Source organism: Calditerricola satsumensis, from assembly GCF_014646935.1.
In the GTDB taxonomy this organism is placed as follows: domain Bacteria; phylum Bacillota; class Bacilli; order Calditerricolales; family Calditerricolaceae; genus Calditerricola; species Calditerricola satsumensis.
In genome coordinates this window covers 1-5,850 of record NZ_BMOF01000076.1, presented here as the reverse complement: position 1 = coordinate 5,850, position 5,850 = coordinate 1, and the positions used below count along the sequence as shown (strand labels likewise).

Below are 5,850 nucleotides of genomic sequence, written 5' to 3'. Positions count from 1 at the left end.
AAACTGAAGATGGCCTGATGCAGATCAGGCCGAGATACAGGCACAGCGAAAAAAGCTCGTTCCTAAAATATATTGAAATAACGATAAACAAGCACTAAAATAGTTAGAATGTGATAAATCCCAAAAAAGGCCCATGTCCTCGCCTCTTGCGAGAACAGGGCCTTTTCCACTTTACCCGCACGCCTTTTCGCACGGCATGCGTGTCGCTTACGCGTACACGCGCACGACGTTGTAGAACGTGTCGCGCTCCACCGGGGTCTTGTGGGCCCCCTTGATCAGCCAGATCAGCTCCTCGCGCGTCAGCGCCGTCTGTGTGAGCGCGCCGGCGGCATGGCTGATCCGCTCCTCGACGAGGGTGCCGTGGACGTCGTCGGCGCCGAAGGTGAGGGCCAGCTGGGTCAGCTGCGTGCCGATGTTGATGAAATAGGCCTTGATGTGGTCGACGTTGTCCAGCATCAGGCGGCTGATGGCGATCGTCTTGATGTCGTCGAAGGCCGATGTGCGCCGCATGATTGAGGCGGTGGGCTTCATCGGCTGGCAGGCGAGCGGAATAAAGACGAGGAAGCCGCCCGTTTCGTCCTGCAGCTCGCGGATGCGCAGCATGTGCTCGATCCGCTCTTCCAGCGTTTCGATCGAGCCGTATAGCATCGTGGCGTGGGTCTTCATGCCCATCTGGTGGGCAATGCGATGGACGTTCAGCCATTCTTCCACGCTGGCCTTGTCGGGAGCCATCTTTTGCCGGTAGCGCTCGGTCAAGATCTCGGCCCCGCCGCCGGGGAGCGTCTCGACGCCGGCCTTGCGCAGCTCGATGAGCACCTCTTCCACCGTTAGGCCGGCCAATTTGGCGAAAAAGACCACTTCCGCCGCCGTGTAGGCCTTGATCGTCACCTGCGGGTAGTGGCGCTTCAGCGCGCGCACCACGTCGAGGTAGTAGTCAAAGGGGACGGTGTGGTTGTGGCCGCCGACGATGTGGAACTCGCGAATGTTGGGATTGAAGCGCTGGGCGACGTACGCCAGCACCTCGTCGGGCGACATCGTGTACGCGCCGTCCGCGCCGGGATCGCGGCGGAACCCGCAAAACCGGCAGCGCGCCTCGCACACGTTGGTGGGGTTGATGTACATGTTCTCGATGAAGTAGACGCGGTCGCCGTTCTTGCGCCGGTTCACCATGTCAGCGAGCCGCCCGATGGTGAGCAGGTCCGGCGATTCGTACAGGGTCAGGCCGTCTTCCTTGGTCAGCCGCTCGCCGCGTTCGACCTTTTCCGCGATCGGGACCAAGCGCGGATCGGCGATGGGCGTTGTTGTGGTTGCCATGCTTCCGATTCCCCCTCTCCGTCTCCCGCTTCCATCATAACACATGGAAGGGGAAAAGGGGGTGAGGCGTGCCGGCGGTTAGGATGCGGCTGCCGCAAGCCGCCCCTTCACCGTTTCCAGGTCTTCGTCGCTTAGGTCCACTTTGATCACGAACTGCCGTTCATTGAGCGCCACCTTGCGGCATTCCACGCCCTCGAACAAGGGAAGGGATTCCACCTGCTCAAACAGGAGTTGCATCTCGTGGGCGGTCATCAACGTAAGGTGGAGGTAGAGGTTGTACCCGTCCGGATCGCGTTCCTCGAGCGGCACGACGCGAATGCGCGGATCCATCTCTCGCTCCCTCCCGTGTCGTGGTGACTGGCACGTGCGCGTCATTGATCTTACCCCTTTCTCCGTTGCCGTGCAAGATTGGGGGCCCGGCCTGCTTCACCGTATTCCCAGGGTGCCCAAAAACAAAAGAGGCCCGCGCATGGCGGGCAGGATGGGGTCAGTACACGCGCAGCTCGTTATACAGCGTGTCCCGTTCCACCGGGATGCGGCCGGCTTCCTTGATCATGCGGATAAAGCTTTCCTTCGGTGTCATTTGCGCCGTTGTGGCCCCGGCGGCATGGACGATTTGCTCTTCCATCACCGTGCCGTCGAGGTCGTCGACGCCGAAGCTCAGGGAGACCTGGGCCATCTTGAGGCCGATCATCATCCAGAAGGCGCGGATGTGCGGGATGTTGTCGAGCATCAGCCGCGCCACGGCGAGGATTTTCAAATCGTAGTACCCGGTCGTCTCACCGGTGATGCCGAACTCTTGGCCCAGCTTGGTGTTTTGGGGATGGAAGGCGAAGGGGAAGAAGGCCTGGAAACCGCCCGTCTTGTCCTGCAGCTCCCGCAGGCGGATCAGGTGGTCGATCACGTGTTCGGGCTTTTCGATATGGCCATAAAGGATGGACGCGTTCGATTTCATTCCCAAGCGGTGGCAAATTTCGTGGATTTCAAACCACCGCGCGGCGTCGGTTTTGTGCCCGGCGATGATGTCGCGGATTTCCGGGTGAAAGATTTCCGCCCCGCCGCCGAGGATGGAGCCGAGGCCCGCCTCGCGCAGGCGCCGGATGACCGTTTCGACGGGCATCTTCGACACGCGGGCCAGATAATCGAGCTCAACGGCGGTGAAGGCCTGCACGTGCGCCTCGGGGAGGTATCGCTTGGCCAGGCGGATCATCTCTTCATAATAGGAAAAGGGCAACTTGGGGTTGACGCCGCCGACGATGTGCAGTTCCGTAAACCCTTTTCCGGCCAGGCGTTTAAGCTTTTCCTCGATCTCTTCAAGCGAGAGCGTGTACGCCCGCGGATGGCCGGGCTTGACGCCGAAGGCGCACAGCTTGCAGTCGAGGTAGCAGACGTTGGTGTAGTTGAGGTGGGCGTTGACGATAAAGTAGACTTTGTCGCCGTGAAGGCGTCTGCGCACCTGGTCGGCCATCTGCCCGATGGTCAGCAGGTCGGGCGACTTCAGCAGGCGTACGCCGTCGTCGAAGGTCAGGCGCTCGCCGCGTTCCACTTTGGCGCGAATGTCGGCAAGCGAATCGGTGGTTCCCGCCGCGTGCATGGCGCTCCCCCTTCTCGGGTATGGTGAACGGCCGCTGGGGTGTTCGGTTTTTGCCCCATTCGTTCCCATTATACCATCTTTGCCGGACACAGAGGGGAAGGGGTCGTACCCCATTGACAAGCGGATAAACAATGTGTTACAAAATTCTTTGTGGTTTGACAATGAACGGTGGCGGCCTTTGCGAAGGAGCCGGAAAGGCGCTTGGGGTCCCGGTTTGCACCGCTGTCGAAACCGTCACGGCATGGAAGGTTTGGCTCGGGCGTAATGTGAAAGAAAAAACTCAGCATAGGGGTGAGGGCGATTCACCAGGAACTTCTGGCTCAGATCGAGGCGTTGCGTTCCGAAATGGTGGCCCTGGCCATGCGCCACGGGTTCGACCACCCCGGTGTGTTGGCGCTGAGTCAACGGATTGACCAGCTGTTGAACCAATGGACGCGCCTGTGTCAAGCGGAGGAATCGCGGCGCGCGTGGCAGGCGCATCGGTTCCGGATTCGCGAAGCGGTGGCGTGTTACGCGTAAGGGGAAAGGCGGCGTTCCCTTGCATGCGCGGGCGTTGCGGCAGCGTGGAATGCGGTATACTTATACTATAAAACAAAGAAAACAAAGGCGCCTGACGGCGAAAGGAGGGAGCGGCCGTGATCACCCTCACGGAGCAAGCCAGCCACAAAATCAAGGAACTGATGGCGCAAGAGGAGAATCCGAACCTGTATCTGCGCATCGGCGTGAAACCGGGGGGCTGCAGCGGATTTACGTACGGCATGGGTTTTGACGACGAAAAGCGGGACGACGACACGATGATCGAGCAGCACGGGATCAAGATTCTTGTCGACCGCTTCAGCGAGCCCTATCTGCGCGGCGTGACGATCGATTACAAAGAGACGCTCATGGGCGGCGGCTTCACCATTGACAATCCGAACGCGGTGAGGACCTGCGGGTGCGGGTCGTCGTTCCGCACCGCGGATGACGCCGGCCAGCCAAGCGAATGCTAAACGTGGGCAAAACTCCCGTTGGGTCAGGACAACGGGAGTTCTTTTTGTGCCGCCGGCCGGTTTTCCGTCTTCGGCGGCGTGAAGGCGTCGGAAGGGGAGAAGGGGGACAAGGGCAAGGGATCTTCCTCGCGGGCGCGTGAAGGGAAAGCGCGCGCGTGGGCGGGGGGCGCAGGGGCTTTCCCCGACAGTGCGGGCATGGGCAGTTCGGCAATGGCCACGCGCTGAACCGTTCCGCATGCCGGACACGTGGCGACGTGAAGGCAGGCTCCGGCGCCAAACCCGTCCCTGTCGGCGTACAGTTCCGCCAGCTCGGCGATCGGCATATACGGACTGTAGGGACCAACCCAATCCCAGAGCCGCCCTTGGTCGTCCAGGGCATGGCCGCAGCAGGGACAGGGGCAGACGAAGGGCTCCAGACCGTTGCACACGGGACAAAAGCGATCCAGGTGTGAACGCATCGGGCATTCCGTCCTTGGCTGCGACGTCTTAGCCGCTGTTGCGGTTGCTGAGGTAAGCGGTGTACAGCGCGTAGCTGCCGATGAGAAAGAACGCGGCGAGGGCCATGAGCAGGGCAGCGGGGTCTTCGGCGCGCCCGCGAGTCCCCAGCCAGATGGCGGCTGACAGAAACCCCGCCAGCGCGAAGAGCGCGAGCAAATACAGCAGGTTGGCCGTCCGGGTGCGGTTATTGAACACCACGATCACCTCCGCTACGGGTAGTGTGCCCGCAGGAGGCGCATCCTGTGCCAAGAAAAAAGCCCCCGTTCGAGGGTGAACGAGGGTGAGGCGCGTGCGGTGAAACCTCAGAACTTCATGCTCGTGCTGTGGACCGGCTGCAGGCGCGCGTCGGGATCGATGTACGCCTTGGCGTTGTTGACCGCTGTTGGCGCTTCTCCAAAACCCACGGCGATCAGCTTTACCTTCCCGGGATAGGTGGCGATGTCGCCGGCGGCATAGATGCCCGGTATGTTCGTTTCCATGCGCGAATTGACAACGATGCCGCCTTTTTCAAGCTGGAGGCCCCAATTTTGAATCGGCCCGAGGGAGGAGACAAAGCCGAAGCTGACGATGACGGCGTCGACGTCGAGAACCTCTTCGGCTTGGGTCTTGTTGTGGTAGATGACCACCTGCTCGATGCGCCCATCGCCGTGGAGGGCGCGGATTTCGTAGGGCGTTTTGACCGTCACGCGCGAGGCGAAGAGCTGTTCCACGCTGTGTTCGTGGGCGCGGAACTTGTCGCGGCGGTGGATGAGGGTGACCTGTTCGGCGATCGGCTCGAGCATCAGCGCCCAATCGACGGCCGAGTCCCCGCCGCCGCAGACGAGCACGCGCTTGCCGGCAAAGGCCTTGAGGTCGGTGACAAAGTAATGCAGATTGGTCTTCTCGTATTTCTCGGCCTCCGGAAGCTCGAGGCGGCGCGGCTCGAAGGCACCGGCGCCGGCGGTGATGATGACGGCCTTGGACCGGTGCACGCCCTTTTCGGTGGTCAGCACGAAGGTCCCGTCGTCCTGCTTTCGGACGTCCAGAACCTTTTCTTCCAGGCAGACCGTCGGTTGAAACTTCATCGCCTGCTCGATCAGGTTGTTGACGAGGTCTTGGGCCTTGATTTTCGGAAAGCCGGCCACATCGTAGATGTACTTCTCGGGATACAGCGCCGACAGCTGCCCGCCGAGTTGCGGCATGCTTTCGAGAATTTTGACGGAGCACTGCCGCATGCCGGCATAGAACGCCGCAAAGAGCCCCGTCGGCCCACCGCCGATGATCGTGATGTCGTACAGCCGGTCGTCTTGCCGCAGCGCTTGGCTCATCGGGTTTTCCACCTCCACAAGGATGCCCCATTCGAGTCCATTATACCCTGCTTGGCAGGAGAAGAAAACGACAATGGATTGCCGTTTCTCGGCTCTACGCTAAAAAGTGTGGATGCCAAGAAGGAAAAAGGCGGTCAGCGAGCCAAGG

8 protein-coding genes are annotated in these 5,850 nt (G+C 61.0%); 2 read left to right on the top strand and 6 right to left on the bottom strand.

Annotated elements, in window-relative coordinates; all coding sequences use genetic code 11:
- Positions 1-207: 207 nt before the first annotated feature.
- The 3 genes from mqnE (IEX61_RS11765) to mqnE (IEX61_RS11755) all read right to left on the bottom strand — a co-directional run bounded on the left by mqnE (IEX61_RS11765) (position 208) and on the right by mqnE (IEX61_RS11755) (position 2,908).
- Positions 208-1,314: an aminofutalosine synthase MqnE gene (gene mqnE, locus IEX61_RS11765; RefSeq protein ID WP_054671534.1), complete on the bottom strand. Its 1,107-nt coding sequence runs from the start codon at positions 1,312-1,314 to the stop codon at positions 208-210.
- A 78-nt stretch (positions 1,315-1,392) separates the two neighbouring features.
- On the bottom strand, positions 1,393-1,644 hold the full coding sequence (locus IEX61_RS11760) for a hypothetical protein (RefSeq protein WP_054671538.1): 252 nt from the start codon (positions 1,642-1,644) through the stop codon (positions 1,393-1,395).
- Positions 1,645-1,801: 157 nt separating this feature from the next.
- Complete coding sequence (mqnE, locus tag IEX61_RS11755; protein ID WP_054671541.1) at positions 1,802-2,908, bottom strand: aminofutalosine synthase MqnE; 1,107 nt, start codon at positions 2,906-2,908, stop codon at positions 1,802-1,804.
- A gap of 291 nt (positions 2,909-3,199) precedes the next feature.
- On the opposite strand from mqnE (IEX61_RS11755), the gene IEX61_RS11750 reads away from it, so the two are divergent.
- Together IEX61_RS11750 and erpA are read left to right on the top strand one after the other, a co-directional pair.
- A complete protein-coding gene (locus IEX61_RS11750) occupies positions 3,200-3,427 on the top strand; it encodes an aspartyl-phosphate phosphatase Spo0E family protein (RefSeq protein ID WP_229725867.1) in 228 nt (75 codons plus the stop codon).
- A 116-nt stretch (positions 3,428-3,543) separates the two neighbouring features.
- A complete protein-coding gene (gene erpA, locus IEX61_RS11745) occupies positions 3,544-3,897 on the top strand; it encodes an iron-sulfur cluster insertion protein ErpA (RefSeq protein WP_083463003.1) in 354 nt (117 codons plus the stop codon).
- Positions 3,898-3,920: 23 nt separating this feature from the next.
- On the opposite strand, the gene IEX61_RS11740 is transcribed toward erpA, so the two are convergent.
- The 3 genes from IEX61_RS11740 to IEX61_RS11730 form a co-directional block, all read right to left on the bottom strand.
- Complete coding sequence (locus IEX61_RS11740; RefSeq protein WP_054671544.1) at positions 3,921-4,355, bottom strand: hypothetical protein; 435 nt, start codon at positions 4,353-4,355, stop codon at positions 3,921-3,923.
- Between the two features lie 28 nt (positions 4,356-4,383).
- Positions 4,384-4,590 carry a hypothetical protein gene (locus tag IEX61_RS11735; protein WP_157057757.1) on the bottom strand — a complete coding sequence of 69 codons (207 nt, stop codon included), beginning with the start codon at positions 4,588-4,590 and terminating at the stop codon, positions 4,384-4,386.
- A gap of 107 nt (positions 4,591-4,697) precedes the next feature.
- Positions 4,698-5,702 carry an NAD(P)/FAD-dependent oxidoreductase gene (locus IEX61_RS11730; protein ID WP_054671554.1) on the bottom strand — a complete coding sequence of 335 codons (1,005 nt, stop codon included), beginning with the start codon at positions 5,700-5,702 and terminating at the stop codon, positions 4,698-4,700.
- Between the last annotated feature and the right edge of the window lie 148 nt (positions 5,703-5,850).

What these genes read in the sequence shown, in the direction of transcription:
- mqnE (WP_054671534.1), bottom strand. Translation starts at nt 1,314, where the DNA reads ATGGCAACCACAACAACGCCCATCGCCGATCCGCGCTTGGTCCCGATC.
- IEX61_RS11760 (WP_054671538.1), bottom strand. Translation starts at nt 1,644, where the DNA reads ATGGATCCGCGCATTCGCGTCGTGCCGCTCGAGGAACGCGATCCGGAC.
- mqnE (WP_054671541.1), bottom strand. Translation starts at nt 2,908, where the DNA reads ATGCACGCGGCGGGAACCACCGATTCGCTTGCCGACATTCGCGCCAAA.
- IEX61_RS11740 (WP_054671544.1), bottom strand. Translation starts at nt 4,355, where the DNA reads ATGCGTTCACACCTGGATCGCTTTTGTCCCGTGTGCAACGGTCTGGAG.
- IEX61_RS11730 (WP_054671554.1), bottom strand. Translation starts at nt 5,702, where the DNA reads ATGAGCCAAGCGCTGCGGCAAGACGACCGGCTGTACGACATCACGATC.